At 66.1% G+C, this 25,758-nt stretch carries 26 protein-coding genes and 1 riboswitch; of the genes, 20 read left to right on the top strand and 6 right to left on the bottom strand.

Going from position 1 to position 25,758, the window contains the following annotated elements; translation table 11 throughout:
• Positions 1-10: 10 nt before the first annotated feature.
• Together AC1RMY_RS18530 and AC1RMY_RS18525 are read right to left on the bottom strand one after the other, a co-directional pair.
• On the bottom strand, positions 11-1,093 hold the full coding sequence (locus AC1RMY_RS18530; RefSeq protein ID WP_492866983.1) for a TRAP transporter substrate-binding protein: 1,083 nt from the start codon (positions 1,091-1,093) through the stop codon (positions 11-13).
• 281 nt (positions 1,094-1,374) lie between these two features.
• Complete coding sequence (locus tag AC1RMY_RS18525; RefSeq protein ID WP_492866981.1) at positions 1,375-2,628, bottom strand: ROK family protein; 1,254 nt, start codon at positions 2,626-2,628, stop codon at positions 1,375-1,377.
• A 174-nt stretch (positions 2,629-2,802) separates the two neighbouring features.
• On the opposite strand from AC1RMY_RS18525, the gene AC1RMY_RS18520 reads away from it, so the two are divergent.
• The 7 genes from AC1RMY_RS18520 to AC1RMY_RS18490 all read left to right on the top strand — a co-directional run bounded on the left by AC1RMY_RS18520 (position 2,803) and on the right by AC1RMY_RS18490 (position 10,594).
• A complete protein-coding gene (locus AC1RMY_RS18520; protein WP_492866979.1) occupies positions 2,803-4,062 on the top strand; it encodes a sugar ABC transporter substrate-binding protein in 1,260 nt (419 codons plus the stop codon).
• A 190-nt stretch (positions 4,063-4,252) separates the two neighbouring features.
• Positions 4,253-5,179, top strand: coding sequence for a carbohydrate ABC transporter permease (locus AC1RMY_RS18515; protein ID WP_492866977.1), 927 nt, complete (start codon positions 4,253-4,255; stop codon positions 5,177-5,179).
• On the top strand, positions 5,179-6,036 hold the full coding sequence (locus AC1RMY_RS18510; protein WP_492866976.1) for a carbohydrate ABC transporter permease: 858 nt from the start codon (positions 5,179-5,181) through the stop codon (positions 6,034-6,036). Before AC1RMY_RS18515 ends, AC1RMY_RS18510 begins: the two co-directional genes overlap by 1 nt.
• A 5-nt stretch (positions 6,037-6,041) precedes the next feature.
• A complete protein-coding gene (locus AC1RMY_RS18505) occupies positions 6,042-7,559 on the top strand; it encodes an argininosuccinate lyase (protein WP_492866974.1) in 1,518 nt (505 codons plus the stop codon).
• A complete protein-coding gene (locus tag AC1RMY_RS18500) occupies positions 7,559-8,635 on the top strand; it encodes an ABC transporter ATP-binding protein (RefSeq protein WP_492866973.1) in 1,077 nt (358 codons plus the stop codon). Before AC1RMY_RS18505 ends, AC1RMY_RS18500 begins: the two co-directional genes overlap by 1 nt.
• Complete coding sequence (locus AC1RMY_RS18495) at positions 8,632-9,579, top strand: carbohydrate kinase family protein (RefSeq protein ID WP_492866971.1); 948 nt, start codon at positions 8,632-8,634, stop codon at positions 9,577-9,579. The genes AC1RMY_RS18500 and AC1RMY_RS18495 overlap by 4 nt, the downstream gene beginning before the upstream one ends.
• Positions 9,572-10,594: an SIS domain-containing protein gene (locus AC1RMY_RS18490; RefSeq protein ID WP_492866970.1), complete on the top strand. Its 1,023-nt coding sequence runs from the start codon at positions 9,572-9,574 to the stop codon at positions 10,592-10,594. Before AC1RMY_RS18495 ends, AC1RMY_RS18490 begins: the two co-directional genes overlap by 8 nt.
• Positions 10,595-10,633: 39 nt before the next feature.
• Here the strand turns inward: AC1RMY_RS18490 and AC1RMY_RS18485 are convergent, their stop codons facing one another.
• Positions 10,634-11,539 (bottom strand): LysR family transcriptional regulator, encoded by a 906-nt coding sequence (locus AC1RMY_RS18485; protein ID WP_492866968.1) that lies wholly within the window; start codon positions 11,537-11,539, stop codon positions 10,634-10,636.
• 114 nt (positions 11,540-11,653) lie between these two features.
• Between AC1RMY_RS18485 and AC1RMY_RS18480 the strand changes: the two genes are divergently transcribed.
• The 4 genes from AC1RMY_RS18480 to AC1RMY_RS18465 all read left to right on the top strand — a co-directional run bounded on the left by AC1RMY_RS18480 (position 11,654) and on the right by AC1RMY_RS18465 (position 15,795).
• Entirely contained in the window at positions 11,654-12,451 is a 798-nt protein-coding gene (locus tag AC1RMY_RS18480) for a type 1 glutamine amidotransferase domain-containing protein (protein WP_492866966.1), read from the top strand.
• 74 nt (positions 12,452-12,525) lie between these two features.
• On the top strand, positions 12,526-12,822 hold the full coding sequence (locus AC1RMY_RS18475) for a putative quinol monooxygenase (protein ID WP_492866965.1): 297 nt from the start codon (positions 12,526-12,528) through the stop codon (positions 12,820-12,822).
• 71 nt (positions 12,823-12,893) lie between these two features.
• Entirely contained in the window at positions 12,894-13,898 is a 1,005-nt protein-coding gene (locus AC1RMY_RS18470; protein ID WP_492866963.1) for an aldo/keto reductase, read from the top strand.
• Between the two features lie 139 nt (positions 13,899-14,037).
• Complete coding sequence (locus AC1RMY_RS18465; RefSeq protein ID WP_492866961.1) at positions 14,038-15,795, top strand: adenylate/guanylate cyclase domain-containing protein; 1,758 nt, start codon at positions 14,038-14,040, stop codon at positions 15,793-15,795.
• Here the strand turns inward: AC1RMY_RS18465 and AC1RMY_RS18460 are convergent.
• Positions 15,770-15,985, bottom strand: coding sequence for a hypothetical protein (locus AC1RMY_RS18460; RefSeq protein ID WP_492866960.1), 216 nt, complete (start codon positions 15,983-15,985; stop codon positions 15,770-15,772). The genes AC1RMY_RS18465 and AC1RMY_RS18460 overlap by 26 nt on opposite strands.
• A gap of 353 nt (positions 15,986-16,338) precedes the next feature.
• On the opposite strand from AC1RMY_RS18460, the gene AC1RMY_RS18455 reads away from it, so the two are divergent.
• The 3 genes from AC1RMY_RS18455 (at position 16,339) to AC1RMY_RS18445 (ending at position 19,137) form a co-directional block, all read left to right on the top strand.
• The gene (locus AC1RMY_RS18455) at positions 16,339-17,094 is read left to right on the top strand and encodes an IclR family transcriptional regulator (protein WP_492866958.1); all 756 of its coding nucleotides are present in this window, start codon (positions 16,339-16,341) and stop codon (positions 17,092-17,094) included.
• A gap of 184 nt (positions 17,095-17,278) precedes the next feature.
• The gene (locus tag AC1RMY_RS18450) at positions 17,279-18,547 is read left to right on the top strand and encodes a hypothetical protein (RefSeq protein ID WP_492866957.1); all 1,269 of its coding nucleotides are present in this window, start codon (positions 17,279-17,281) and stop codon (positions 18,545-18,547) included.
• Entirely contained in the window at positions 18,544-19,137 is a 594-nt protein-coding gene (locus tag AC1RMY_RS18445; protein WP_492866956.1) for a protein-S-isoprenylcysteine O-methyltransferase, read from the top strand. Before AC1RMY_RS18450 ends, AC1RMY_RS18445 begins: the two co-directional genes overlap by 4 nt.
• A 10-nt stretch (positions 19,138-19,147) precedes the next feature.
• On the opposite strand, the gene AC1RMY_RS18440 is transcribed toward AC1RMY_RS18445, so the two are convergent.
• Complete coding sequence (locus AC1RMY_RS18440; protein WP_492866954.1) at positions 19,148-19,825, bottom strand: L-2-amino-thiazoline-4-carboxylic acid hydrolase; 678 nt, start codon at positions 19,823-19,825, stop codon at positions 19,148-19,150.
• A gap of 151 nt (positions 19,826-19,976) precedes the next feature.
• Here AC1RMY_RS18440 and AC1RMY_RS18435 point away from each other — a divergent pair, with 151 nt between their 5' ends.
• A complete protein-coding gene (locus AC1RMY_RS18435) occupies positions 19,977-20,471 on the top strand; it encodes a L,D-transpeptidase (protein ID WP_492866953.1) in 495 nt (164 codons plus the stop codon).
• Between the two features lie 55 nt (positions 20,472-20,526).
• Here the strand turns inward: AC1RMY_RS18435 and AC1RMY_RS18430 are convergent, their stop codons facing one another.
• A complete protein-coding gene (locus tag AC1RMY_RS18430) occupies positions 20,527-21,231 on the bottom strand; it encodes a hypothetical protein (protein ID WP_492866951.1) in 705 nt (234 codons plus the stop codon).
• A 736-nt stretch (positions 21,232-21,967) separates the two neighbouring features.
• Between AC1RMY_RS18430 and AC1RMY_RS18425 the strand changes: the two genes are divergently transcribed.
• From AC1RMY_RS18425 to AC1RMY_RS18405, 5 genes are all read left to right on the top strand, one after another.
• Entirely contained in the window at positions 21,968-22,144 is a 177-nt protein-coding gene (locus AC1RMY_RS18425; RefSeq protein WP_492866949.1) for a hypothetical protein, read from the top strand.
• A 130-nt stretch (positions 22,145-22,274) separates the two neighbouring features.
• A complete protein-coding gene (locus AC1RMY_RS18420; protein ID WP_492866947.1) occupies positions 22,275-23,393 on the top strand; it encodes a mandelate racemase/muconate lactonizing enzyme family protein in 1,119 nt (372 codons plus the stop codon).
• Between the two features lie 206 nt (positions 23,394-23,599).
• Positions 23,600-23,700: riboswitch (TPP riboswitch) on the top strand.
• A 46-nt stretch (positions 23,701-23,746) separates the two neighbouring features.
• Positions 23,747-24,781 carry a glycine oxidase ThiO gene (gene thiO, locus AC1RMY_RS18415; protein WP_492866945.1) on the top strand — a complete coding sequence of 345 codons (1,035 nt, stop codon included), beginning with the start codon at positions 23,747-23,749 and terminating at the stop codon, positions 24,779-24,781.
• A complete protein-coding gene (gene thiS / locus AC1RMY_RS18410) occupies positions 24,765-24,962 on the top strand; it encodes a sulfur carrier protein ThiS (RefSeq protein ID WP_492866943.1) in 198 nt (65 codons plus the stop codon). The genes thiO and thiS overlap by 17 nt, the downstream gene beginning before the upstream one ends.
• A 16-nt stretch (positions 24,963-24,978) precedes the next feature.
• Positions 24,979-25,752 carry a thiazole synthase gene (locus AC1RMY_RS18405; protein WP_492866942.1) on the top strand — a complete coding sequence of 258 codons (774 nt, stop codon included), beginning with the start codon at positions 24,979-24,981 and terminating at the stop codon, positions 25,750-25,752.
• The last annotated feature ends 6 nt before the right edge of the window (positions 25,753-25,758 follow it).

The following is a 25,758-nucleotide window of genomic DNA, read 5'->3' as shown; positions in this document are numbered from 1 at the left end:
GCGCTGTTCCTCACTTGGCTTCGTAGCGAACGCCGGTGATCGGGGCGACCAGCCGGTTATAGGTGTCGCCACAGCGGTCGCCGCAGCGCTTGACCCAGGCCGGGAGCACGGCGGTGCTCAGGCTGGCACGCAAGGTGGCCATATCGGCCTCGGTCGGCCGGGTCACGGTCATCGGCCTGTTCTCGACGACATGGCCGATCCTGCAGCCCTCCTTCTTGCCGGAATTGCAGGCGATGCCGTCCTCGGTCGCCTCCAGCCCCAGCGCCCATTGCTGGTCCTCGACCTGCTTGAAGGTGGCCTGCATGAACTCGCGCACGGCGGGGTCGAGCTTGTTCCACCAGGCGAGATTGGCGACATAGGCGGAATTGCCCCAGGAAACGGGCAGGGCGTACATGTGCTTCGTCACCTCGTACCAGCGTGCGCCATTGCCGGTCGCGGTGCCTGTGATCGCACAGTCGACGACGCCGCGCTCCAGCGCGCCATAGACCTCGGGAAAGCCGATCGCGGTCGGCTGCCCGCCGATCGACTGGACGAAATCATTGGAGGAGCCGCCGGCAGTGCGGATGCGCCGGCCCTTCAGGTCGGCCAGGCTGGTCACCGGCTCGCGGCAATAGAACACCTGCGCCGGGTAGGGGAAGGTCGCGATGATGCGCACCCCGAAGCGCTCCAGCTCCTTGTTGACCTCCGGCAGCACCGCGTCGATCACCTTGCGCGACTGGGCGTGCGAGGGGTTCATGCCGGCAAGGTCCGACATCTCCAGCATCGGCACGTCGCCCGCGACCGTCGGTAGCGCCGGCGCGCCGATGTCGATCTGGCCCGAGCGGATCACGCGCAGCAGTTCTGGGCCGGTGAGCGCTCGTTCGGGCCAGCTCGCCAGCGTCACCTTGATGCGCCCGCCGCTCTTCTCCGGAATGCCCTCGCGCAGCATCGGGATGTCGACCTTGGTATATTGCGGGATCGTCGGCGAAAGCTGCGTCACCATGGTGATGTTGACGACTGGTCCCGGCGGCAGCGTCTGCGCGAATGTCGGGCCGGCCGGTATCACGACGGCAGCCGCGAAGGCTGCCGCGGCAAGGCGATAACTCGGTCTCATGGGTTCATCCTCCCGGTGCGCAGCCGCTGAGCGGCGCGGCTGAGCATCATGGATGCAATCGCGATGCCCACAAGGCCACACGGGCGAAGGCCACGTCATTTTTGCTTGATATGTCACCGCGGCGAACGGGCGAAACCATGCAAGGCACGGCGATCGACTTGCCGCCCGTTATGGAAGTGCGAGCGACGGGGGCAAGCGGAATGTCCTTGACCCGCCTTCTCGACAGCGCTGCACGCTCCAGCTCGACGACCTGATCGCATCGCAGAATGCTCCGGCGCCGGTCAGGCAGCCGGAGCCGTGTCTTCAGTCATCACCTCGTCCTGAACCACGGCCACACGGTCGAGCTTTGGAGCCATGGTGTCGAGCAAAGGCAGTGCTGCCGCGCCCAGCGCCGCGGTCAGACGCCCCGTCGCACCGCGCTGCACGCGCGCGATCGTTCGGCCCGGCCGGTTCGCGACGGAGATCGGCAAGGGAGACATGGCGGCGATCAGCGCGTCGATGACATCGTCGGGCATGCCGCCGCCGAGGATGACCGTCTCGGGATCGAACAGGTTCTCCAGCATCGCGACGACCGGCGCGAGCAGCCCTGCGGCCTCCGTGATCCAGCCGAGGAGCGCTGGGTGTCCTTGCTCGTGCAGCCTCGTGATTTCGTCAGGTCCTGCATTCGCGATGCCGGCCGCGCGCAGCGTCTCGGTCAGCGCGTGGACCGAGGCGTAGCGTTCGAGGCAGCCCTGCTGACCGCAGGCGCAGGCGAGGCCGCTGCGTACGACCGGAATATGCCCGATCTCGCCGGCATTGCCGAAAGCGCCGCGATAGGGCTGGCCGGCGACGATGACGCCGAGCCCGAGGCCGGTGCCGAAATAGATCTGGCAGAAATGCCTGAGATTGCGCCCGAGCCCGTGCAGATGCTCGCCGACGGCCGCCGCCGTGGCGTCGTTTTCGATCGTCACCGGAGCGCCCAGCGCGTCGCTCAAAAGCTGCCCGGCGTCCTGTCCGGCCCAGCCGGGCAGGGGGGAGGAGCCGACCGAGTTCATGCCCTCGACCTCGAAGGGGCCGGGCATCACGACCCCGCAGCCGAGCAGGCGCTTCGGCAGACCTGGCGCGCGGCGGGCCTGGGTGAGTTCCGCAGCCGCGAGCCTGCATACGGCCTCGATCGTCGCGTCGCCGAGTGGAACGGTGCGCTGCGCCCGGACTTGCCCCGTCAGATCGACGAGCACCGTCGTGATGTGGTCGGTCGCGACTTCCATTCCGGCCGTCATTCCGCCATCGGGATTGACGGCGAGCTCCACGGGCGGCTGCCCGCGTGCCGTGCGCCGCCGCCCCTGTTCCATCAGGAAGCCTTCTTCGACCAGTTCCGCGACGATGTTCGAGACGGCCTGAGCCGTCAGCAGCGTCAGTGCCGCGATGTCGGAACGGCCGAGCAGCCCATGCTGGCGCACGGTTTCCAGCACGACGCGGCGATTATGGCTGCGTGTTCGCTCGGGATTGGTACCGACGGCGACGCTGCGAGACGCGGGAGGGCGACGATGAGGCATGGACAGCCGTGTTTATTGCAGGAGGGCAGCGTGGTCCGACTATTAATTCAACTCAAGTGAATTAATCGGTTGACAGCGAGGCGACAGCAGGACGACGATCGGTGCCGATCGTCTTGAACGCTGGGCGCAACGGCGACGGCAGGGGCAGGGCGTCGCCAGAACAGGGAGAGGGTCATGCGCAGCTTTCGTGGAATGCTGTTGGGTCTGATGGTGTCCGTCGGCGCGATCGCCGGCGCGAAGGCCCAGACCGTCGAGATTGAGTACTGGCAGTACGTCTTCGACGCGCGCGTCAAGGCGATGACCGAGCTGATCAAGCGTTTTGAAGCCGCTAACCCGACCATCAAGGTCAAGCACACCACCTTCCCCTATGCCGACTACCAGACCAAGATCGCCGCCGCGATGCCGGCCGGCCAGGGACCGGACGTCGTCCAGCTCTTCTATGGCTGGCTCGACAATTTCGTCGGTGCGAAGTTCATCCAGCCGCTCCCGCGCGACGCCTTCCCGCCCGCGATGATCGAGAAGGAATTCTATCCGATCGTTTCCGCGATGAAGCGCGACGGCGAATATTACGCCCTGCCGACCGCTGTGCGTTCGCTGGCGCTGTTCTACAACAAGAAGCTCTTCCAGGAGGCCGGGCTCGACCCGGCCAAGCCGCCGAAGACCGTCGAGGAGCTTCTCGACATGGCCAGGAAGACGACCAAGCGCGACGCCGCCGGCAACATGCTCTCGGCCGGCATCACGCTCGATTTCCCGGGCCAGGACTATCATTGGTGGCGCGAGACGCTGCTGCGCCAGAATGGCGGCCAGCCCTATAGCGACGACAACCGCAAGGTCGCCTATGACAGCGAGGCCGGCGCCAGGTCGCTGAACTGGTATGCCGATCTCCAGCGCGTCCACAAAGCCGGTCAGGTCGGCTTCATGGATGAAGGCCAGGCCGCGTTCCGCGCCGGCCGCGCCGCGATGACCATCGACGGCTCGTTCCGCCTCGGTGGTTTCGGCGCGATCAAGGCCTTCGAATGGGGCGTCGCCGAGCTGCCGACTTCGGCCGACGGCAAGAAGTCGAACTTCGCCAGCTATTGGGTCAACGCCATCACCACCAAGCCGACGGGTCCCAAGCTCGAAGCCGCCAAGAAGTTCCTGGCCTTCGTCACCACGCCCGAGGCGATGCAGCTCTGGCTCGAGACGGTCGGCGAACTGCCCGCCCGCAAGGAAGCGGCTGAAACCGAGAAGAACCTCAACCATCCGATCTACGGGCCGTTCCTCAAGGCGCTCGCCTATTCGCAGGCCACCGTCTTCGTCGACGAGATGGGCCAGCGCCAGGTCTCGCTCGACATGATCAACCGCGTGCTGATCCAGAACCAGGACGCCAAGGCCGCTCTCGCCGAGGCCGCCAAGGCCGAACAGGCGATCCTCGACAAGTTCTACAAGAAGTAGCTTTCGGCTTGCCCACGAACCTCGCCGTCATCCCGGACAAGTCGCGTTAGCGACGCCGATCCGGGATCCATTCCGGAGCGCTGATCGGATGGGTTCAGGAATGGATCCCGGGTCTGCGCTTCGCTTCGCCCGGGATGACGGCGCGCCTTGTCTCTGCGAACGCTTCGGTCTGCAAAGTACATCAGCCGCAATGAGCCCTTCATCGAACAGCACCGCCGCTGCGCCCCACCTCTGGTCCGGGCTCAGCCTGCGCCAGAAGCAGGTCGTCTGGGCCTGGGCCTTCCTGGCCGTGCCGATCCTGTTCTACGCGCTGATCCGGTTCTATCCGACGATCGAGGCGTTCTACATCGCGACGACCAACTGGAACCTGCTGTCCAAGCCCGCCTTCGTCGGCCTCGCCAACTTCAAGCGGCTGTGGAGCGATGTCGCTTTCTGGCAGGTCTTCCGCAACACGGCGCTCTATCTGCTGATCGGCACGCCGGTCAGCCTGATCCTCGCCTTCGCCATCGCCTACCATCTCGACCGCGTCCGCTTCATGCACGGCTTCATCCGGGCGCTGTATTTCCTGCCCTTCCTGACGACGGCCGCGGCCATGGCCTGGGTCTGGCGCTGGTTCTACCAGCCGGTGCCGATCGGCCTGATCAACGATGTGCTGGCGAGCATGGGCCTGCCGCAGCAGCCTTTCCTGCGTTCGACGACGCAGGCGCTGCCCGCCGTTCTGGCCCCGGCGATCTGGGCGGGGCTCGGTTTCCAGGTGGTGATTTTCCTCGCCGGGCTTCGCGCCATTCCCTCGACCTATTATGAAGCGGCCCGCATCGACGGCGTCTCGGATTTCACCATCCTGACCCGTATCACCGTCCCGCTGCTGAAGCCGACGATCATCTTCCTCGTGGTCTTTTCCTCGATCGGCTTCCTGCGCATCTTCGACCAGGTCTACAACATGACCAGCGGCGATCCCGGCGGTCCGCTCAACGCGACCAAGCCGCTCGTGCTGATGATCTACCAGACGGCCTTCTCGTCCTTCGAGATGGGCTATGCGGCAGCGCAGACCGTGGTGCTTTTTCTTGTGCTGCTGGCCGTCTCGCTGCTGCAATTGCGCCTGCTGAGGGACCGCTGATGAGCGCGCTCGCGACCCTCATGCCGAGCCGCCTCCTGCCCAGCCGGTTCCAGCCGGGCCGCGTCATCGCCTGGCTCCTGCTGCTGGGCGGCGGGGTGCTCATGGTCGCGCCGCTCGCCTTCATGTTCTCGACCTCGCTCAAGGACGCATCCGAGGTCTATGATCTCGCCTTCCTGCCGGCGCATCCGACGCTCGATAATTATGTCACCGTGCTTTCGGACGGCCGCTTCCTGCGCTGGTTCCTGAACTCCTTCGCCATCGCGACGGTGGTGACGCTGTCCAACGTCTTCTTCGACAGCCTCGTCGGCTACACCCTCGCGAAATTCCAGTTCCGCGGCCGCTATCTCGTCTTCCTGGCGATTCTTTCGACGCTGATGATCCCGACCGAGATGCTGGTCATTCCCTGGTATGTCATGGCCAAGAACTTCGGCTGGCTCGACAGCTATTGGGGCATCATGTTCCCGGGCATGATGACGGCCTTCGGCACCTTCCTGATGAAGCAGTTCTTCGAGACGGTGCCGAACGACTTTCTCGAAGCGGCGCGGATCGATGGCCTCAACGAGTTCGCGATCTTCTGGCGCATCGCGTTGCCGCTGGTGACGCCGGCGCTCTCGGCGCTCGCGATTTTCACCTTCCTGAGCAACTGGACGGCCTTCATCTGGCCGCTGATCGTGACCACCAGCAAGGAACTCTACACGCTCCCCGTCGGGCTCTCGAGCTTCGCCGTCGAAGCCCAGATCCAGTGGGAGCTGATCATGACGGGCGCCGCCCTGGCGACGCTGCCGACGCTCACCGTCTTCCTGCTGCTCCAGCGCTACATCGTGCGCGGCGTCGTGCTCGCCGGGCTCAAGGGCTGATCCAGATGACCACGCATGACGATCCCAGGGCGCAGGACGCCTCCGTCTTTCCCGATCCGGTCTACAAGGAGACCGTGCTGCGGCCGCTCTTCGACGGTGCAAGGACGCATCACGTCGAGGGCTTCCGCGCCATCGACCGCGCCCATCTCGTCATGCTCGCCGAGGCCGGCATCCTGCCGCGCGCCACGGCCGGCCGAATCGCCCGCGCGCTGGCCGAGATCGACGCGCAGATTGACCCGGCGACACTGACCTATACCGGCGAGGTCGAGGATTTCTTCTTCCTGATCGAGGCGGAGCTGAAGAAGCGCCTGCCGGCCGACGATACCGGCCGCCTCCACACCGGCCGTTCGCGCAACGACATCGACCACACCCTGTTCAAGCTCGCGCTCAAGCCGAAACTCGACCGGCTCGCAGCCAAGCTGCGCGCGCTGATCGCGGCCACGCTCGGCCTGGCCGAGCGCGAGAGCGCAACGCTGATCGTCGCCTACACCCATGGCCAGCCGGCGCAGCCGACCACGTTCGGGCATTATCTCGCCGCCGCCATCGAGGTGATGCTGCGCGATCACGAGCGGCTGGTGCAGGCGCGCGGATTGCTCGATCTGTCGCCGATGGGGGCGGCCGCGATCACGACCTCGGGCTTCCCGCTGGATCGCGCGCGCATCGCCCATCTCCTCGGCTTCGCCGCGCCGCTGCAGAACTCCTATGGCTGCATCGCCGCGGTCGACTACGTCACCGCGACCTACAGCGCGGTCGAACTCGTCTTCCTGCATCTCGGCAGGCTGATCCAGGACCTTCAGGTCTGGACCGCCTTCGAGGTCGGCCAGCTCTATGTCCCCAACGCCTTCGTGCAGATCTCCTCGATCATGCCGCAGAAGCGCAACCCGGTGCCGATCGAGCACCTGCGGCATCTGGCGTCGCAGACCGTGTCGCGCGCGCGGCTGGTCCGGGACGTCGTCCACAACACCCCCTTCACCGACATGAACGATGCCGAAGGAGAGACCAACGAGGCGGGCTACCAGGCCTTCGCGACGGGCGAACGCGTGCTCGATCTGCTCGCCGCCCTGCTGCCCGCGATGAGCGTCGATGGCCGGCGCGTCGCCGAGAACATCCGCCGCTCCTGCATCACCATCACCGAGCTTGCCGACACGCTGGTCCGCCGCGAGGGGCTTTCCTTCCGCGCCGCCCATGAGATCGCAGCCGATGTGGCGCGGGCCATCGTCGCGAAGGATGGCGACCTGCCGCGCGACGGCTTCGCGCCCTTCGCCGAGGCGTTCCGGCGTCATGCCGGCCGCGAACCGGCGCTGACGGCGGCCGAGTTCGCGCAGGCCGTCTCGCCGGAGCATTTCGTCGCGGTGAGGGAGCGTTTCGGCGGTCCCGGCCCGCAGGCCCTGGCTGCGGCCTTCGCCAGCTATCGCGCCGCGCTGGACGCGGCCGAGCGCGCGGCAACGGCTATCGCGGCACGCGAGACCTCCGCAGCGCGCGAGCTGGAAGCCGCCTTCGCTGATCTGATGGGAGCGGCCTGATGGCGGCAATCGAGCTTCAGGCCCTCGTCAAGCGCTACGGCAGGACGCAGGTCGTCCACGGGATCGATCTGTCGATTGCCGACGGCGAATTCGTCGTCTTCGTCGGACCTTCCGGCTGCGGCAAGTCGACGACCTTGCGCATGATCGCAGGGCTGGAGGACATAGACGGCGGCACGATCTCGATCGGCGGCCGTGCGGTGAACCGGCTCGAACCCAAGGACCGGAACATCGCCATGGTGTTCCAGAACTACGCGATCTACCCGCATATGACCGTCGCCGAGAATATCGGCTTCGGACTGCATACTGCCAAGCTCGACAAGGCGGAGAAGCGCCGCCGCGTCGAGGAGACCGGGCGCATCCTCGGGCTGGAGGCGCTGCTGGAGCGCAAGCCTTCGGCGCTGTCCGGCGGCCAGCGCCAGCGTGTCGCCATCGGCCGCGCCATGGTGCGCGATCCCGCCGCCTTCCTCTTCGACGAGCCGCTTTCCAATCTCGACGCGCAATTGCGCGCGCAGATGCGCCTGGAGATCAAGCGCCTGCACCAGCGGCTCGGCACGACGATCGTCTTCGTCACCCATGATCAGGTCGAGGCGATGACGCTGGCCGACCGTATCGTGGTGATGCGCGACGGGCGCATCCTGCAGGTCGGCGCGCCGATGGAACTCTACGAGAAGCCGGTCGATGTCTTCACGGCCCGCTTCATCGGCTCCCCGACGATGAACATCCTTCTGGCACGGGCGGTGACGGCGGGTGGCGCCACGACGCTCGCACTTGGCGATAAGCCGGTAGCACTGCCGTCCGCGATGGGCTCTGTCCCGGCCGATCTCCTGGTCGGCATCCGGCCGCAGCAACTGCACGTCCTCTCGGCGGACGAGCCCGCCGATCTGGTCTTGACCGGCACCGCTGCGGTGATTGAGCCGCTGGGCTCGGAATCCTTCGTGCATGTCGAGCACGGCGGAGGGCTCATCCTCGCCTCGGCTCCGGCCAAGGCGCCGCCTGCGGTCGGCGCACCCGTGCGCCTCGGCGCGCCCGTCTCGGCGCTGACCCTGTTCGATGCCGCCAGCGAGCGCGCGCTATGAGCGCGGGACGCCATCTCGTCGTCAGCGTCGGACGGCTCTATTGCGACATCGTCTTCCGTGGCTTCGAGGCGTTGCCGCAACTCGGTGAGGAGCGCTTCGCGCAGGAGGTCTCGGTGGTGCCGGGCGGCGGCGGCTTCATCACGGCTGCGCATCTCGCCTCGCTGGGATCACAGGTGGCCCTGCTCTCGCGGATAGGCCTCGACCCGCTCTCTCATGCCATCGCGCCGGCCCTCGCCGAGAGCGGCGTCGATCTGCGCTGGCTCGAACGCGCGCCGGAAGCCGGCCCGCAGCCGACGGTGGTGATGGTGCAGGGCGGCGAGCGCGCCTTCCTCTCGCACAGGGCCGGCGCCGCCCGCCCGGCGACTTTGAACGCTGCGCTGGTCGATCCTGCGGTGCGCCACCTCCATATCGCCGAATTCGCCACGCTCGCCGAAATCCCGGAACTCGTATCGGCGGCGAAGCAGGCGGGTGTCACCGTCTCGCTCGATCCGAGCTGGGACGATGCCTGGATCCGCGACCCCGATCTCGTCCAGCGAGCGATGGGCACCGACATCTTCCTGCCCAATGCCGCCGAAGCCCGCGCCATCGCCGGCTGCGAGGACCTCGACGAGGCCGGCCGCAGGCTCGCGCGTCATTTCCCGGTCGTCGTCATCAAGGACGGCGAACAGGGCGCGCGGCTCTATCGGCGCGAGGAGAGCATCAGCTTGCCGGCGCCCAAGGGCGGCCCGGTTCTCGACACGACAGGTGCGGGCGACGCTTTCAATGCCGGCTTCCTCGCCGCCTGGCTCGCGGGCCGCTCGCCGGCGCGCGCGCTAGCGGAGGGAATTGCCTGCGGCACCCTCTCGGTCCAGGGGGTGGGCGGCGCCGGCATCCGCTTGTCCCGCAAGCGCGTAGCCGAGATCGGCGAGGCCTTGCTCGAGGATCATGATCGCATCCATGCCTGAAGCTCTCCTGACCCGCGAAGCTGCGGAAGCCGCCGACATCGCCGCCGGCCAGTTCGCGGCGAACGCCGAGACGATGGCCGCTCTGGCCGAACGCCTGCGCCGCAAGCCGCCGGCTTTTGTTGCGACCTGCGCCCGCGGCTCGTCCGACCATGCCGCGACCTATGGCAAATACCTCATCGAACGCACGCTCGGCCTGCCTGTCGCCTCGCTCGGGCCGAGTCTCGCTTCCGTCTATGGCGGCCGGCTCGATCTCTCGGGCGCCCTCTTCATCGCCGTCTCGCAATCAGGCCGCAGCCCCGATGCCTTGCGGCTGACGGAAGCGGCCAGGCGCGGCGGTGCGCTCGTGGTGGGTTTCGTCAATGACGAGGCTTCCCCGCTCGCCGACCTCGTGGACGTGCTGGTTCCGCTCCATGCCGGCCCGGAAAAGAGTGTTGCCGCCACCAAGAGTTTCCTCGCGACCTGTATCGCCTTCCTTCATCTCGTTGCCACCTGGAGCGAGGACAGGGCACTGCTGTCGGCGCTGGAACGTGCGCCCCGCCTATTGACCCGGGCCGGCGCCTGCGACTGGTCGACGCCGCTGGCGAACTTGCGGAAGGCTTCGAGCCTCTATGTCATCGGCCGCGGGCTTGGCCTGGGCATCGCCCAGGAAATGGCGCTCAAGTTCAAGGAGACCTGCCGCATCCATGCCGAGGCCTTCAGCGCCGCCGAAGTGCTGCATGGGCCGATGGCGCTGGCCCGCCCCGGCTTCCCGGTGCTGGTGCTCGATCCTGTGGACGAGGGCAGCGAAAGCACGCGCTCGGTCGCGGCCGCCTTCGCGGGGCTGGGTGCTGCTGTTGCCTATGCCGGCGACGGAGCGGCGGCCACCGCGCTCCCGATGCCGCCCGATGTCCCGGGAGCACTGGCGCCGCTCGTCCAGGCGCGCGCCTTCTATGGCGGCGTCGCAGCACTCGCCGCGGCCCGTGGTCTGGATCCCGACAGGCCGCCCCATCTGAGCAAGGTCACGCAGACGCTGTAGGGTACGTCAGAAGCGGCTGCTGGCCGGCTTCCGCAAGCCTCAAGGCATCGCAACGTCGCCCGCGACCTCGGCGATCAGCGATCTCAGCCAGCGATGGGCCGGGTCGTTGCGATAGCGGACGTGCCAGGCCATCTCGACCGGGAAGGTTCCGAGGTCGACCGGCGGCGGCACGACCTTCAGGCGTGGATCGCTGGCCAGATGGCGGCAGATCAGTTTCGGCAGCGTGCTGCAATAGTCGGTCACGGCGATCAGCTCCGGAATCGCCAGGAAATGCGTGACGGAGACCGCGATCTCCCGCTTCAGGCCTTGCCGGTCCAGGGCCTGGAAGAGGCCGGCGCGCAGTCGTCCGGGCGGCAGCACGTTGATGTGCTTCACGCTCTCATACTGCTCCCGCGACATCGTTCCGGAGATCACGGGATGGTCGGCCCGCACGACGCATGCAAGGCCGTCATCCATCAGATGCTGCACGACGAGACTGTCCGGCGGGTCGATGATCCGGCCGAGGACCATCGCCGTATCGCCCGAAACGACTCCGGTTTCGACGACGTCGCTGCCATAGGGTGTGAGGCGCAGCCTGATGCCGGGTGCGACCGAGCGCAGCCGCGCTACGATCGCCGGGACGAGTACGAACTCGACATAGCTGTTGGGTGCGATGGTGATCAGCCGCTCGGCTCGTGCCGGATCGAAGTCCTGCTGGCCGAGCACGATGTTGTCCACCGTCGCCAGGGCCGCGGCGATCGCCGGCGCCAGTTCCAGCGCCAGCGCCGTCGGCTGGATGCCGTAGCGCTCGCGGATGAAGAGCGGGTCGCGCATGACGGCGCGCAGCCGTGTCAGCGCGTTCGAGAGGGCGGGTTGCGTGATCCCGAGGCGCTGCGCGGCGCGCGTGACGCTGCGCTCTTCCATCAGCACGACAAAAATGGGCAGCAGGTTGAGATCGTATCGCATCAGTCATAATCTAACATGAATATCTAAAATCAGAGAAATAAACTTCTGGAATATGTGATCCCGGAGCATGGTCGGGGCGTCCAAGAGGACGCCAACGACTTTCAGGAGATCATCATGAGCAAGGGCAAGGTGCTTGTCGTCGGGTCGAATGCCACCCGGATCGAGATCCAGGGCGGCGGCACGGGAGCGACGGGCCAGTATCTCAACGAGACGGTCGTGCCCGCCATGGCCGTGATCGCGGCCGGCTACGAGGTCGTTCTCGCCACGCCGAACGGGAGCAAGCCGCATATCGACGAGGTCTCGGACTCGGTGCAGCATTTCGAGGGCGACGAGGCCGCATATCACCGCGCGAAGACGTTCTATGCCGAGGATCCTGCGATGAACCGGGTGCGGACGCTGCGCTCGGTGATCGAAGAAGGGCTCGACGGCTATGCCGGGGTGTTCGTGCCTGGCGGCCAGGCTCCTGTGGTCGATCTGATGCAGGATGCCGAGCTGGGTGAGATCCTGCGTCACTTCCACGAGCGTGCCAAGCCGACCGCACTGCTCTGTCATGGGCCGATAGCTGTGGTCTCGGCCATGCGGCATGCCCGCGAATTCCGCGCCGCGCTGATCGCCGGCGTTCCGGAAAAGGCGGCTGAGTGGGCGAAGGGCTGGCAGTATGCCGGCTATCGCATGACCGTCTTCTCGGCGACCGAGGAGAAGGTGGTCGAGGACCACATCCTGCATGCGAAGATGTATTTCAACATGCCCGAGGCGCTCACGGCCGCTGGCGGCGAGGTGGTCACCGGCGCCGTGGATTTCGAGCCAAACGTCGTCGAGGACCGCGAACTCATCACGGGCCAGAATCCGCGTTCCGATCATCCGCTCGCGGCGCGGTTCGTCGCGGCGCTCGACCGCGCGGCCTCGGCATGAGCCTGAGAAAGACCGGGGGGCTGCTGGCCGGCCAGCGCCCGCCGGTGCCCCACCACGCCACGAGGGACATATCGATGTCGACGGCAGTGAAGATCATGGCGACCCTGACGGCGCGTCCGGGCAAAGCCGAGGTGCTGAAGGCGCTGCTCTTCGGCATGGTTGCGCCCAGCCGGGCGGAGCCGGGCAATCTGCGCTGGGACATCTGGCAGGACCAGACCGAGCCGGGTCGCTTCGTCCTCGACGAACTCTACACCGGCGACGATGCCGTCGCCGCGCACCGCGCGACGGCTCATTTCAAGAGCTATCTCGGGCGCATCGCCGACCTGGCCGAGCGCAACGCAATGGTGCTCGAGGCCGTCGACGTCGCCTGAACAGGCACGACAACGAGCGCGGGCCGCACCGGCCACGAAACCACATCCCATCTCAATCGGAGGTTCAGATCATGGCACTGAAAGACATTCTGCCCGGCAAGCTCGGCTTCGGCGCCGCACCGCTCGGCAACATGTTCCGGGATATCCCGGAGCAGGAGGCGCAGGCGACAGTGGACGCAGCCTGGAGGGACGGTATCCGCTATTTCGACAATGCGCCGTTCTACGGGGCCGGCCTCGCCGAGATCCGCATGGGCGAGGCGCTCTCCGGCAAGCCGCGCGATCAATACGTCATCTCGACCAAGGTCGGCCGCGTCATCCTCGACGAGATCGAGGATGTCAGCGCCCGCGATCTCGGCGAGAAGGGTGACGTCTTCAAATATGGACGTCCCAACCGGATCGTGAACGACTATTCGGAAGATGCGACGCTGCGCTCGATCGAGGACAGCCTGAAGCGCCTGAAGACCGACCACATCGAGATCGCCTTCGTCCACGACGTCGCGCAGGATTTCTATGGCGACGAGTGGCTCGGCGTCTTCGAGACGGCGCGCAAGGGCGCCTTCAAGGCGCTCGACCGCCTGCGCGACGAGGGCGTGATCAAGGCCTGGGGGCTCGGCGTCAACCGCGTCGAGCCGATCGAGCTCCTGCTGGCGCTCGACGGCCCCCGGCCGGATGGCTTTTTGCTTGCCGGGCGCTACACGCTGCTCGACCATTCCCGGGCGCTACAGCGTGTGATGCCGATGGTCGTGGAGCGTGGACTAGGCATCGTCGTCGGCGGTCCCTACAGTTCGGGCGCGCTCGTCGGCGGGCCGAATTTCGAATACGCGCCGATCACGCCTGCGGTCCGCGACAAGGTCGCGCGCATCAAGGCCATCGCGGATCGCCATGGCATCAGCATGAAGGCGGCGGGCCTCCAGTTCTCGCTCGCCCATCCGGCGGTCGCCGCAGTGATCCCCGGAGCGAGCCAGCCCAGCCGTATTGCCGAAGATCGAGCCGCGCTTGCGGAGGTCGTGCCGAGCGCGTTCTGGCGCGAACTGCGCGAGGCTCGTCTCGTGCATCCCGAAGCGCCGCTGCCCTGAACGCGCCTGACGGCTGGAAGGCGAGGGCGCTCGACGTCCTATTGGCCGGGGCGCGGCTGGACGAGCGTCTTGATGGACGCCCAAACCGCCGAGGCGTATGGTCCCGCACTGTGCTGCGCTCCTGAAAGTGGCCTGGCCGATGGGCGAAGAACGTGTGCCGCGCCGTCTCGCCGCGATCCTTGCCGCCGATGTCGTCGGCTACACGCGCCTGATGGAGGCCGACGAGCAAGGCACGCTGGCGCGGCTCAAGACGTTGTTGCGCGACGTGCTCCAGCCCAGGGCCGGGCAGCATGGCGGCCGCATCTTCAAGACGATCGGGGACGGCGTCCTGATCGAGTTCACCAGCGCGGTCGATGCCGTGAGGAGCGCTCTCGAGATCCAGCGTGCTCTTCCCGCGCATAATGCAGGTCTGGCCGAAAGGCAGCAGCTGGCGCTGCGCATCGGGATCAGCCTAGGCGACGTCATGGTCGAAGGCGATGATCTCTACGGGAACGGCGTCAACCTCGCGGTCCGCATGCAGGCCCTGGCGGCGCCCGGCGGCATCTGCATCTCCGGCAACGTGCATGAGCATCTCGGCAACGCGCTCGACATCGGGTTTGATGATCTCGGCGAACAATTCGTCAAGAATCTCGATCGGCCGATCCGGTGCTACCGCGTCAACGAAGCCGCGATGCATTCGGCGGCCCCGTCCGCAGCCGGCCCGGCGCTGCCCGACGGGCCGTCGATCGCGGTTCTGCCCTTCGACAATCTGAGCGGCGCCCCGGAGCAGGATTACTTCGCCGACGGGATTACCGAGGACATCCTCACCGCTCTGTCTCGCCTGCGCTGGCTCTTCGTGATCGCACGCAATTCCAGCTTCGCCTACAAGGGGCGAGGGGTGGACGTCCGCCAGGTCGCCCGTGAACTTGGTGTCCGCTACGTCCTCGAAGGCAGTGTCCGGGCGGCCGGAGGACGTATCCGGATCGTCGGCCAGTTGATCGATGCGCAGACCGGCAAGCATCTCTGGGCCGAGAAGTACGACCGGGATCTGACCGATGTGTTCGCGGTCCAGGACGAGATTACCAATGTGGTGGTCGCCACGATCGAGCCGCATCTCTACGCCGAGGAGGGCATGCGGGCGGCGGGCAAGCCGCCGGGGAGCATCGACGCCTGGGGCCTGGTCGTGCGTGCGATGGGTCTGATCAACAAGGTCGGGCGACGTCAGAACGATCAGGCGCAGGCGCTCCTGCGCCAGGCCATATCGGTCGACCCCGGCTATGCGCGGGCGCACGCCCTGCTGGGTTGGGCGATCTGGTGGGCCTCGCTCTGTTACTGGGTGCCGGAGACCAGGGAGGGCTATCGGGAAGCTGCAGGTCATGCCGAGACAGGGCTGGCCTGCGACCCGGGCGATCCTTGGGCGCGAATGACCTTCGGCCTGTGCCTGAGCACGGCGGGCCAACACGAGCGGGCCCTGGCGGAACTGCGGATGGCCCTCGACCTCAACCCCAGTTTTGCCCTGGGCCGGACCGCCTATGGCTGGGGCTTGCTGCGAGCCGGGCACTACGACGACGCGGTCTCGGAGACGGGCAAGGCTATCCGCATGAGTCCGCTGGACAGCTTTGCCGGAATCTACACGGCGATCCATGGGCTGGCCCTGCTTGGGTCCAGGCGGTTCGAGGAGGCGCTGCCGCATCTGCGCCGATCGGTCGCCGCCTTTGCCGAATATTCGGGCCACTACAACACGCTGATCAGTTGCTGCGGCCATCTCGGCTTGATCGAGGAGGCGCAGGAATTCCTCGCCGCACGGGCTCGCGTCGGCCCGCCGCTGCGCCTCTCCGTGCTTCGCCAGAACCTCGGCAAATTCGCCCACTGCGACGTGTTCGTCGAGGGGCTCAAGAAGGCCGGCGTGCCGGAGTGAAGCACTGCATCAGGGCCGAAAGCCGGCCGATCAGGCGCTTGACGAAGCGGCGCGGCGAAGGCGCGGACGCGACGGCCACGAACGGGCCGTGGACTTCGTAGAGATACTCTTCGCGCAGAATCTGCCCGATCGCCAGACGGCCCAGCAGACGCTTGATGACGTGGTCGACGTCGCGGTTCGAAGCCTGCATTGTGCGCTCCTGCTGATGAATACACCGCCTTGATCGGCCGGCTGCCCATGCTTGGTGTGGGTTTGCGCGTTCAGGGTCTGTGACGGGGATCACAAAGCGATGTGCCGGCCCAAGGCGCCGCGCGTCTTTCTCTCGAACGGCCTCCCAGTGATCTGTGCGTAGCAAGGCGTCGACGGGCGTCGGGGATTGCTAGGCCTTCGCCATTGGAGTTTGATGGGGAGCGCCGTTGCCCCGGCATCGCCATGAAAATCGATGCCGGACTCACAGGTGCAAGGCTTCAGGGAGATCGTCTGAAAGTATTCCAGTTCCGGATCTTGAGTGTTGTCGCCTTTGCGGAGTTCACAAGCTGAACCATGGACACGACATTGCAAGAAGGCCTGACGCTTCTCGAGGTCTTGGCGAAGAGCGTTCAGCCAAGAAGCGTCAGTGATTTGGCAGAACAGACGCACCTGAACGAAAAGACCGTTCAGACCATCATGAACGAGTTCGAGTGCTCGGGTTATCTCGCGCGCGAACCCGCCACCGGACGTTATGCCCTGTCATTGAAGTTGTGGGGGCTGGGCGTCGGTTTGTTGTCGCGCCTCGATCTGAAGCGGGAGGTGCAGAGCCATCTCTCGCAGCTCGCCTTTTCCACGCGCGAAACCGTGCATCTCTCCGTCCTCAGCGGAGAGGATGTGATCTGCATCGACAAGATCGGCAGCCCGGAGCCCTTTCAGACCGGCTCGGAGATTGGTGGCAAGGCGCCTGTCCATGCCGTGGCGATCGGCAGGGCGATTCTCGCATTTCAACCGCCACACATCATCGAGCGCATGGGCCGGCAGATTCTCTCGCTGACGCCGAGCGCGATCGACAGCCTCGATGCCCTGCAGGCTGAGTTGCTGGCGATACGTTCGCAGGGCTATGCCATCAACCTCGGTGAATGGCATGGGGCCGTCGATGGCGTGGCGGCGCCGATCCGGCGCGCCGATGGCGTCGTCGAGGCCGCCGTCGGCGTGTCGGGCCCCTCGTCGAGGCTGAGCCCGGAAACGATCTCGTCGATAGCGGGACAGGTGGTGGGGGCGGCGCGGGCCATATCGCTGGGACTGGGCTTTCGCGGCGCGCGAAACTAGAAGCCTCGCCGGCGCTGCGCGATTCCCCGAACCGAGCGGCGAACGGCCGGCTGCTCACGGGCTCAATCTGCGACGCCGCTCACACGAGGCCGTGCTAAAGGCCGCCGATACCCTTCTGTGCACACCGGAGAACGGGTGATCGCTGGCGCAAGCGCTGGCGATCCACTAACAAAAAATGTGCAGGTTGCGCGTTCGCGACAGGACAGCCGAGGATTCAGGACACCCGGGAATGATGGGCTCGAGGGTCTCCAAACGTCGAGTATACCATATTGGCGGGTATGATCATGCCCGGCCGGATGTCGTGCATGGCCGCTTCGTCAGGGAGCTACGGCGTTTCGAACGCACATGGGGCGTGTCCGCGACATCCTCGGAGCCTGTGGTCGGTGACGATCTGGCAACGTGGCATGTCGAGACGACCGGCGCCGATTGGCGGGTCGAGACGGAGTTCCGCCTGCTGCGCTGGGACGATGTCATTGAGACCGAGGTTGCGCAACCGATGTGGCGGCGGCTGCCGGGCAGTGTGCTGGCATTCTTCGATTTTCTCCTCGCTGGAGCGTTCGGTCGCTATCTGCGCGCCAGCTGGCGCTATGCGATGTTCTTTCTCTACCCGTTCCTGATTCTGGCGGCGATCGTCCTGTCCGCCTGGCTCGGCGGAGCGGTGCTGGCGCGGATGACCGGATCCACACTGGCTGGCGTCGCCGCGGGAATCGGCTTTTTCGCGGCGCTGTTTTATGCGGCGGATCGCTGGCTGTTTCTCGGATTGCTGTTCGATGACTGGATTTTTTCGCGCCGGTATATTCGCAAGGGCGACCCCGTCCTCGCCGATCGCTTGCAGCGCCTGGCCGTCGATCTCGCCCGCTCGCTGGAGGCGGATGCACCGGATGAAATCGTCATCGTCGCGCATAGCCTCGGCGCCGTGCTGGCCATCGATCTGATCGATCGCGCGGTCGAGGCCGGGTTGGGGCAGGGCGAAGGCGGCCCCCGCGTCGTACTTCTGTCGGTCGGGTCTTCGACGCTCAAGATCGGGCTTCACGGCGCGGCCGTCCGGTTCCGTGCTGCCGTCGCACGCGTCAGTGCCGCTCGCGCCGTGTTCTGGGCCGACTATCAGGCGCGCTCGGACGTGATGAACTTCTATGACCGCGATCCGCTTTCCGAGATGGGGCTACCGGCGACGGGCTCCCCGCTCATCCGCAGCGTCAGCATCCGGCGCATGCTCGACCCTGCGCGCTATCCGCGTATCCGCCGGAACTGGTACCGGATGCATTGCCAGTTCGTCAGGGGCAACGACCGGCGGGCGCCCTATGACTATTTCATGTTCACCTGCGGGCCGTTCAGCGCAGAACAGCAGGCACAATCACAGGAAGGCGCCATGCTAGCCCTCGATTCCGAAGGACGACTTTCGCCTTCGCCTTCTCCGACGCGCAACGATCCGACCGAGGCTGTCCGGCAATGACGTTGACGATCGCCAAGGCCGTCTATGTCTTGCTTGCCGTCGGCTGGTACATCATCCGGATTCCTCATGCACGGCGCTCGCGCAAGACGCCGATTTCCCGTAGCGCGCGAGGGGCGCGGGAGATCATCTTGCTCAGCATCTCGTTCACAGGGCTCGGACTTCTGCCCTTCATCTATGTCGCAACGGGATTTCCGCGCTTCGCGAACTATCCGTTCCAGCCCGTCTTGGCCGTGATCGGCACGCTCGTCGCGGCGGCGTCACTGGTCCTGTTTCACCTCACGCACCGTGCGCTTGGCCGAAACTGGTCGGTCTCGCTCGATCTGCGGGAAAGCCACCGCCTCATAACCGGCGGCGTCTACCGCTATGTCCGCCACCCGATGTATTCCGCCTTCTGGCTTTGGGCGATTGCTCAGGCCCTGCTCCTCCCGAATGTCGTGGCCGGACTGTCGGGCCTGGTCGGCTTCGGAACGCTGTATTTCCTGCGCGTCGGGCAGGAAGAGCGCCTGATGGTCGAGGGCTTCGGCGCGGAATACAGCGACTACATGGCACGAACAGGGCGTGTCGTCCCGCGGTTGTCAGGGCGTTCCTGACGATCTGATCCTAGTTCGGCGGAAGCCGCGAGAAGCGGAAATTGCAGTGGCTCGCGCCGCCGGCCAGGGTTTGTGTCCTGTTTAGCTGGATGCCTCGCGTTGCATAGGCGTCGAAATCGAGCCCGCAGATGCTCGGGAGGATCTCCTTGTCGCCATGGCGAGCCGCGAACTTGCAGAAGCCGCAGGCCTTGTAGTCGATGCCGAATTCGAAGCTGTCGTCCGGGCCGGGCTCGACGAAATCATAGACGAAATCGTCCGGAAACTCGTTCCGGCGGCTCCTGGCGGCCTGCTCGCGCAGCAAGGCCTGATTCTCCGGCGACATGAAATGACGCCCCGCGGCGAGACGTTCCGCTTCGGGCACGGTCAGCAGTTGCGCCTTGTAGGTTTCCCGCTCGATCTCGCCAATCACGGGCAGCGGCACGCCATGTCGCCGGAGCACGCGGCTGATGGCCATGAAGCCCATGAGGCGCATGAAGAAGTCGCTCATGCGGCTCGCCTCTCCGCCAACATAGGGCATCTGGGTGAGCACGACCGCGAACTCGTCCATCACCTCCCGCCGGATCGCATCGACGTCGGAAAACTCCGTGCGCTCCTGCAAAAACGCTTCGGCGAGATCGATACGCTGCCGCATGGCGGCCTCCATCGCATCGCGATGCGCCTCGTAGAAGGGATGGATGGTCTCGGCCATTGGGCACCTCTCTGTCGATGACGTGAACGGCTCGCCCTCGCATGGCTCGCTGGCCCGCTTGCCATCGACGCCGCGCCTCGCGTAGAGGAGATCGATACCTTTATTTGCCAGGATGGCGTGAGTTCTGGACGAGGCAGGGGGCTTGCGTAATATGCTCAGGTTTGGCGTCTTATTGGCTGCTCTGACGGTCGCACTTCCGATCGAGGCGCGCGAGGTCGTTGCTTACAAGGGCAATGCCGCACCCGGCGCGATCATCATCAAGACGAAAGAGCGTCGCTTGTATTGGGTGCGCGAGGACGGCACTGCGATCCGCTATCAGGTCGCCGTCGGCAAGCCTTCCAAGCAGTGGCTGGGCGAAGTCGAGATCGACGGAAAGCATGTCGAGCCGGCCTGGTCGCCGCCTGAAGAGATCAAGAACGACAATCCGGCCCTTCCCGACGTCATCCCCGGCGGATCGCCGCGCAATCCGATGGGCGCCCGTGCCCTGACGCTGTCCGGCGGCGGGCAATATGCGATCCACGGAACCAACCGGCCGGAAAGCATCGGGACCTTCGCGTCCTATGGCTGCTTCCGCATGCGCAACGAGGACATCATCGACCTCTTCGAGCGCGTCGCGGTCGGCACCCCGGTTATCGTTCAGCGCTGATTGACACCGAAGGCCCGGCCTCACGGCATGCTGCCGGGGCCGGGAAAAGGATCGCTCAATTGTTGCGGTCGGCCGTGAAGGCTGCAGCGCTGTTGGCTCGCGCGCTACCGCTGTTCAGAGCCTTGAGGGCGTTGATGTAGTCGGCAGGGTAGAGCAGCGTGTTGCTCGGCGCCTCCAGCCCCATGTACTGGGCAACCTCGCCGACCCACCTATTGCAGTTGTAGAGCACCGCATGCCAGGTCGGGGAGTTCTTCTGCTTACGCCTGATATGGGCGGCGACGCGGCGATACTGATCTTCGCTCAGCATGACGCGGAAACGCGCCGAAATGTACTCGTCCTCCATGTCCCCGTCGCTCGGGCCTGTCTCGGCCGGCACAGGCAGGACATGGCCGACCGACCACATTTCGGGGCCATCGCCGGCCGGATGCAGGCCGGCGACCTGATCGGCGGTGACCTGCCCGACCTCGCCCCTGGCGTTCAGACGGCCATGGACGAGGAAGGTGTGGCCATAGCTCAGCGCATAGCGCGAACGGAATTCGACAAAATAGGCACCGGTGACCTGCGGTGCCTGCCGCCGGGAAGCGCGTTGCGGGGTCCGCGAGGCGGGGCCGGTATCATGTGTGATGAAGCCCGGATCGTCGCCGGGGACGTTCGTGATCGCTTGAGCGTACGCCTGGAAGGACGTGCCGGCACAGACCAGGCCCGCGGCACAGGCCGCCAGCATCCAGGAGCGCGCCCGATGGGTCAGTTGAAGCCACATCGCATGCCTCCCGCTGTCGCGACTACTCCACAACATCTGCGTCCTGGCGCGGCGAGATGCAAGTAACGGGTCGTTGAAAAGAAAACGGCCGGTCAGACCGGCCGTTTTCCGTTTCGTCGGGCTTAGCCCTTCGTCACGATCGGCGCGGCCGCCGGCGGCGGAGCCTTGCCTTTGCCCTTGCCGATCGAAGCGCACCCACCGACGCCCATCATCGCAACGGCTACAGTCAACACAAGAAGCTTTTTCATCGATTCGCCCTCATTAAGAACAGCCCAACTATGGATGATTGGACTCCGACTGCTAGTGCGGATGGGCAACACTGTGTCCATTTCGTTGTGCCAGGCAGCCCCGCTTAGCACAACGCGAGTATTCCAGATGGGTTCCATGATTTCAATGGGGCAGCGGGAGTACCCCGACAGCGCCGGGAATTATGGTTTCCGGAGATGGCGAACAAAATCTGCACGGAGATCCCCCTGCCATGCCGTTTGTCAGCCGGCAACGATGCGTCGTGTTTTGGGTTCGTCGGGGGAGGGAGTGCCGCCGATCTGCTATCGAGTGCCGAAAGCGGTGGCCGAATTCATCGTCGGAAATTTGCATCCGTCGAGCCAGCTCGACGCAAGCTCCTCGCTGAAGAGTTCCCACGGGAAACATGCATGCGCCGAGGGGCAGCGGGGAGACGATGAGTGGTGGATGGACGATAGGCGCGCCTCGGGCGCGGCGTGGTTCGAGCCCGGTCGTGGAAGTGACTGATGGCGATCGGGAGGCGCGCGCCTGGTGCTGTTTCCCGCGCAGGGACCTGGACATCGAAGCGGCTCGCCCGGTGTGGCTCGACGAAAGCGGGGTGCAACTCACCTGGCAGCCGACGCATTGGCGCCCGGCCACGGCGGCCGTTGCAACCTTCGAAGTGGAGTGATCTGCATCGCCCGGATGCTGCCCCGGTATGCCCGCGGGCCGTTGCTGCCGCATGCATCCTGTGGTCGAACTTTCGACAACAAGCCGCCGCGGCCGATTCCGGACTGCGAGGAGAGGCCGGGAGGACCAGCATGCGCATCGCCAGTATCGAACCCTTCATCCTGCATATTCCCGTGACGGGCGGTTCGATCGCGGATTCGACCCATCGCATCAGCCATTGGGGCGTGGTCGGCACGAAGATCGTCACCGAGGACGGGCTCGAAGGCTACGGCTTCACCGGCACCCATGCCGATCTGCCCTCCGATCGGCTGATCACCGCCTGCATCCGCGACTGCTATGCGCCGCTGCTGATCGGCGAGGACGCCGCCGAGACGAATCGCCTCTGGCTCAAGCTCGCCCGCCACCCGGCGCTGCAATGGGTCGGCCGCGCCGGCATCACCCAGCTCGCGCTCGCTGCCGTCGATGTCGCGCTCTGGGATCTCAAGGCGAAGAAGGCCGGCGTGCCGCTCTGGCATCTGCTCGGCGGTGCCAGCAAGCCTCGGCTCGAGGCCTACAACACCGATATCGGCTGGCTTTCGATCCCGAAGGACCAGCTCGTCGACGGCTGCCGGAAGGCGGTCGAGCGCGACGGCTTCCACCGCATCAAGGTCAAGGTCGGCCATGCCGATCCCGGGATCGATATCGGCCGGCTCGAGGCTGTCAGGCACGCCGTCGGCTCCCATGTCGCGCTCGCCATCGACGGGAACGGCAAATGGGACCTGCCGACCTGCAGGCGCTTTTGCGCCCGGGCCGAGCCGCTCGACATCTTCTGGTTCGAGGAGCCGCTCTGGTATGACGATGTCGGCTCGCATGCGGCGCTGGCGCGCTCGACCTCGATCCCGGTCGCGCTCGGCGAGCAGCTCTACTCGCTCGACGCCTTCCGCTCCTTCATCGCCGCCGACGCGATCGACTTCGTCCAACCCGACGTGACCCGGCTCGGCGGCATCACCGAGTATATCCAGGTCGCGGATCTTGCGCTGGCGAACCGCCTGCCGGTCGCGCCCCATGCCGGCGAGATGAGCCAGGTCCATGTCCATCTCGCCTATTGGCATCAGGCGACGCCGGTCCTCGAATACATCCCCTGGATCAAGGACGCCTTCGAGGAGCCGGCCGATGTCGTCGACGGCTGTTTCCTGAAACCGCAGAAGCCCGGCGCCGGTACCACGCCCACGGCTGATGCCTTCGCCCGCTTCGCCAAGCCGCTGGGTTGACCTGCGCGGCCATTCTTCAAGGGAGTGGCATTGGCGAAAAGGCGCGGGTCATCCCGGACGCAGCGAAGCGGAGATCCGGGATCCATGCCGGTGCATTCACCGGAAGGGTTCAGGCATGAATCCCGGGTCTCCCTGCCGTCGCCCGGGATGACCGGCGTGTTGAAGCCTCGCCGCCTTGCTCCTGCCGCCGGGACCGCCTAAACTTCGTCGATCCGTTGGGGTGCCGCGAGGCTGAGAGGTGCTGACGCACCAACCCATCGAACCTGATCCGGGTAATGCCGGCGAAGGGAACGGTCATCGGCTCGTCGCTCGCTCTGCCATGGCCGTTGCCTTCCCGGGCGAATGGGAATGGCATGACTCAGCTTTCGACCCATCCACGGCAAGGCGAGCAAGTCCATGTCGGCATCGTCGGTGCGGGCGTCGTCGGCCTCGCCTGCGCGGTCGAATTGCTCGAACGCGGCGCCTCGGTCGATATCCATGAGCGCGGCGCCTTCGCCGGCGAGCGGGCCTGTTCCTGGCATGCCGGCGGCATGCTCGCACCCTGGTGCGAGGGCGAAAGCGCAGAGGAACCTGTGATCCGGCTCGGACAGGAGGCTGCAGCTTGGTGGCAGCGCCATGTCGACGGCGTTGTCCGCAAGGGCACGCTCGTTTTGGCCCCGAGCCGGGATCGCAGCGAACTGCGCCGCTTCGGCCTGCGCACTTCGCATTTCGCGGAGATCGACGGCGAGGGGATCGCGGCACTCGAACCTGATCTCGCCGGACGCTTCGCCAAGGGCCTGTTCTTCGAAGGGGAGGCCCATCTCGATCCGCGATTGGCGCTCGCAGGCCTTGCCGCGAAGGTCGAGGCCCTGGGCGGTCGCATCCATTTCGGTAGCGAGGTGGAAGCCTCTGACATCGCCGCCGATACGGTCCTCGACTGTCGCGGCTTGTCGGCCCGCGATGCGTTGCCCGATCTGCGCGGCGTCAAGGGTGAGATGCTGCTGCTGCGGAGCCGCGATATCACATTGTCGCGCCCTGTGCGCCTGCTCCACCCGCGCATCCCGCTCTATGTCGTGCCGCGCGCGGGAGGGCTCTTCATGGTGGGCGCGACCATGATCGAGAGCAGCGATCGCGGCCGCATCTCTGCCCGCTCGATGCTGGAACTGCTCGGCGCGGCCTATGCGCTGCACCCCGCCTTCGGCGAGGCCGAGGTGGTCGAGATCGGCGTCGATGCCCGCCCGGCCTTTCCCGACAACCTGCCGCGGCTGACACGCCGAGCTCGGGTCCTTCACGTCAACGGCTTCTATCGTCACGGCTTCCTGCTCAGCCCTGCCATGGCGCGGCTGGCGGCTGATGCCGTGCTCGACCCGGCCGCCATTCCGGAGATGTTGCATGACGCTGCTGCTTAACGGGCAACCGCAGGAGGTCGTGGCCACTACGCTCGCCGAGGCGCTGGCCGAACTCGGCTATGCCGGCAAGGTCGTCGCCACCGCCGTGAACGGGGACTTCGTCGCCGCCCGTAAGCGCGAGGCCGTCAGGCTGACCGAGGGCGACCGCATCGAGGTGCTCGCCCCGATGCAGGGCGGCTGAGATGCAAAGGCCTCAGATGAAAGACTTTTACAGCTTCGAGCCGCAGAGCCGGCTCTTCCTCGGCACGGCGCAATACCCGTCGCCCTCGATCCTCGCCGAGGCGGTCAGGCGCTCCGGCGTCGAGGTCGTCACCGTTTCGCTGAGGCGGGAAGCCGGGGAGGGCGGCGCCGGCCAGGCCTTCTGGTCACTGATCCGCGAGCTCGGCGTGCGCGTCCTGCCCAACACGGCCGGCTGCCATACGGTCAAGGAGGCCGTCACCACCGCCCATATGGCACGCGAGGTCTTCGGCACGGAATGGATCAAGCTCGAGGTCATCGGCGACGACGACACGCTGCAGCCCGACGTGGTCGGACTGATCGAGGCGGCCCGCATCCTGAGCGAGGACGGCTTCCAGGTCTTTCCCTACACGACCGAGGACATCGTCGTCGGCGGGCGCCTGCTCGATGCCGGCTGCGAGGTGCTGATGCCCTGGGGCGCGCCGATCGGCTCGGCGAGGGGGCTGAACAACCCCTACGGCCTGCGCACCCTGCGCCAGCACTTCCCGGATATCCCGCTCGTCGTCGATGCCGGCATCGGCCTGCCGTCCCATGCGGCGCATGCCATGGAACTCGGCTATGACGCGATCCTGCTCAACACCGCCGTCGCCAAGGCCGGCGATCCGGTACTGATGGCGCAGGCCTTCGCCAAGGCGATCGAGGCCGGGCGCGAGGCATTTCAGGCGCAGCCGATCGAGGCCCGTGACATGGCCGCTCCCTCCACCCCCGTCATGGGCAAGGCCTTCCTGTCGTGAAAGACG

This window comes from Allobosea sp. GW822-FHT03F07 (assembly GCF_058801345.1).
This window is presented reverse-complemented; position numbering and strand designations above follow the sequence as displayed.

Excerpts from the sequence above, each read along its gene's own strand:
- AC1RMY_RS18440 (WP_492866954.1), bottom strand. The coding sequence starts at position 19,825 with ATGGCCGAGACCATCCATCCCTTCTACGAGGCGCATCGCGATGCGATG.
- AC1RMY_RS18495 (WP_492866971.1), top strand. The coding sequence starts at position 8,632 with ATGAGCGCGGGACGCCATCTCGTCGTCAGCGTCGGACGGCTCTATTGC.
- AC1RMY_RS18445 (WP_492866956.1), top strand. The coding sequence starts at position 18,544 with ATGACGTTGACGATCGCCAAGGCCGTCTATGTCTTGCTTGCCGTCGGC.
- AC1RMY_RS18510 (WP_492866976.1), top strand. The coding sequence starts at position 5,179 with ATGAGCGCGCTCGCGACCCTCATGCCGAGCCGCCTCCTGCCCAGCCGG.
- AC1RMY_RS18485 (WP_492866968.1), bottom strand. The coding sequence starts at position 11,539 with ATGCGATACGATCTCAACCTGCTGCCCATTTTTGTCGTGCTGATGGAA.
- AC1RMY_RS18470 (WP_492866963.1), top strand. The coding sequence starts at position 12,894 with ATGGCACTGAAAGACATTCTGCCCGGCAAGCTCGGCTTCGGCGCCGCA.
- thiO (WP_492866945.1), top strand. The coding sequence starts at position 23,747 with ATGACTCAGCTTTCGACCCATCCACGGCAAGGCGAGCAAGTCCATGTC.
- AC1RMY_RS18500 (WP_492866973.1), top strand. The coding sequence starts at position 7,559 with ATGGCGGCAATCGAGCTTCAGGCCCTCGTCAAGCGCTACGGCAGGACG.
- AC1RMY_RS18505 (WP_492866974.1), top strand. The coding sequence starts at position 6,042 with ATGACCACGCATGACGATCCCAGGGCGCAGGACGCCTCCGTCTTTCCC.
- AC1RMY_RS18490 (WP_492866970.1), top strand. The coding sequence starts at position 9,572 with ATGCCTGAAGCTCTCCTGACCCGCGAAGCTGCGGAAGCCGCCGACATC.
- AC1RMY_RS18435 (WP_492866953.1), top strand. The coding sequence starts at position 19,977 with ATGCTCAGGTTTGGCGTCTTATTGGCTGCTCTGACGGTCGCACTTCCG.
- AC1RMY_RS18430 (WP_492866951.1), bottom strand. The coding sequence starts at position 21,231 with ATGTGGCTTCAACTGACCCATCGGGCGCGCTCCTGGATGCTGGCGGCC.
- AC1RMY_RS18420 (WP_492866947.1), top strand. The coding sequence starts at position 22,275 with ATGCGCATCGCCAGTATCGAACCCTTCATCCTGCATATTCCCGTGACG.
- AC1RMY_RS18455 (WP_492866958.1), top strand. The coding sequence starts at position 16,339 with ATGGACACGACATTGCAAGAAGGCCTGACGCTTCTCGAGGTCTTGGCG.
- AC1RMY_RS18520 (WP_492866979.1), top strand. The coding sequence starts at position 2,803 with ATGCGCAGCTTTCGTGGAATGCTGTTGGGTCTGATGGTGTCCGTCGGC.
- AC1RMY_RS18480 (WP_492866966.1), top strand. The coding sequence starts at position 11,654 with ATGAGCAAGGGCAAGGTGCTTGTCGTCGGGTCGAATGCCACCCGGATC.
- AC1RMY_RS18530 (WP_492866983.1), bottom strand. The coding sequence starts at position 1,093 with ATGAGACCGAGTTATCGCCTTGCCGCGGCAGCCTTCGCGGCTGCCGTC.
- AC1RMY_RS18515 (WP_492866977.1), top strand. The coding sequence starts at position 4,253 with ATGAGCCCTTCATCGAACAGCACCGCCGCTGCGCCCCACCTCTGGTCC.
- AC1RMY_RS18465 (WP_492866961.1), top strand. The coding sequence starts at position 14,038 with ATGGGCGAAGAACGTGTGCCGCGCCGTCTCGCCGCGATCCTTGCCGCC.
- thiS (WP_492866943.1), top strand. The coding sequence starts at position 24,765 with ATGACGCTGCTGCTTAACGGGCAACCGCAGGAGGTCGTGGCCACTACG.
- AC1RMY_RS18525 (WP_492866981.1), bottom strand. The coding sequence starts at position 2,628 with ATGCCTCATCGTCGCCCTCCCGCGTCTCGCAGCGTCGCCGTCGGTACC.
- AC1RMY_RS18475 (WP_492866965.1), top strand. The coding sequence starts at position 12,526 with ATGTCGACGGCAGTGAAGATCATGGCGACCCTGACGGCGCGTCCGGGC.
- AC1RMY_RS18405 (WP_492866942.1), top strand. The coding sequence starts at position 24,979 with ATGAAAGACTTTTACAGCTTCGAGCCGCAGAGCCGGCTCTTCCTCGGC.
- AC1RMY_RS18460 (WP_492866960.1), bottom strand. The coding sequence starts at position 15,985 with ATGCAGGCTTCGAACCGCGACGTCGACCACGTCATCAAGCGTCTGCTG.